We start from the raw sequence: 1408 nt of genomic DNA, 5'->3' as shown, positions 1-1408 counted from the left end.
ACCGCGCCGTCGCCGCCGGGCTGACCCACAACGCGCCGACGATCACCGTGCTCTCGACCGCCACCGGCGCGCCGATCACCGCCGAGGGGCTCGACTGGCCCGAGTACTGGGTGCGCCACGCCCGTGGGGCCGTCCGCTTCAACGACGCCGTCCGCGCCCTGTACGAGCGCGGCGTCACCACCTTCGTCGAGCTGGGCCCGGACGGTGTGCTCACGGCGATGGCGCGCGACTGCCTCGCCGACCAGGAGGGCGCCGAGCCCGAGTTCATCTCCGCACTGCGCAAGGACCGCCCCGAGCCCGAGGCCCTGGCCGCCGCGCTCGCCCAGGCCTGGACGCGCGGCCTGCCGCTCGACTGGAGCTCGCTGGTCGCGGGCCGCCGAGTCGACCTCCCCCACTACCCCTTCCAGCACAAGCACTACTGGCTGAGTACCTCCGCCGCCCGCAACGACGACGCGACGGCCATCGGACTCGGCCTCGGACCGGCGGGCCACCCGCTGCTCGGCGCGGCGGTCTCGCTGGCCGACTCCGACGGGTTGGTGCTGACCGGACGGCTCTCGCTGGACACCCACCCCTGGCTCGCGGACCACGCGGTGTTCGGCAGCGTGCTGTTCCCGGGCGCGGCCCTGGTGGAGCTCGGCGTCCGCGCGGGCGACCAGGTCGGCTGCGACACCGTCGACGAGCTGATGCTGGAGGCGCCGCTGGCGCTGCCCGCGACCGGCGGACTCAAGGTGCAGGTCACCGTGGGCGCGGCCGACGAGTCCGGCCGCCGCACCTTCAGCGTGCACTCGCGCGCCGAAGGCGAGGACGAGGCGCAGCCGTGGCTGCGGCACGGCACCGGTGTGCTCTCCGCCGCCCGGGCCGCCGAGCCCGCCGACCTGTCGGTGTGGCCGCCGCAGGGTGCCGAGCGGATCGACCTGACCACCCGCTACGACGACATGGCGGCGCTGGGTCTGGAGTACGGCCCGGCGTTCCAGGGCCTGCGGGCGGCCTGGCGGCGCGGCGAGGAGGTGTTCGCCGAGGTCGCGCTGGACCAGGCGCAGACCGACGACGCCCGGCGCTTCGGCCTCCACCCGGCCCTGCTGGACGCCGCCCTGCACGCCATCGAACTCGGCGCCCTGCCGAGCACCGGCGAGACCCGCCTGCCCTTCATCTGGACGGGCGTCCGCCTGTACGCGACGGGTGCCGCCACCGCCCGGGTGCGGCTGGCGTCCGCCGGGTCGGACGCGGTCTCCCTGCTGATCGCCGACGGGGCCGGCCGTCCCGTGGCCACCGTGGAGTCGCTGGCCCTGCGGCCGATGTCACGCGAGCAGCTCGCGGGCGCCGTCAAGGCCGTCCGCAACGACGCGCTGTTCGAGGTGGAGTGGACTCCCGTCACCCCGAACTGGACCCTCCCCCAAGGCACCTACGC

The 1408-nt window shown here is 75.6% G+C and carries 1 protein-coding gene; it reads left to right on the top strand.

What is annotated here, in order from left to right; all coding sequences use genetic code 11:
* Window positions 1-1408, top strand: a 1408-nt coding sequence (locus tag J0670_RS37990) for a polyketide synthase dehydratase domain-containing protein (protein WP_207817326.1), incomplete at both ends; no start/stop codon positions are given.

Source organism: Streptomyces sp. FH025, assembly GCF_017427025.1.
Classification (GTDB): Bacteria; Actinomycetota; Actinomycetes; order Streptomycetales; family Streptomycetaceae; genus Kitasatospora.
Note: the sequence above shows the minus strand (reverse complement) of the source record. Positions and strands in the feature narration are given on the sequence as shown.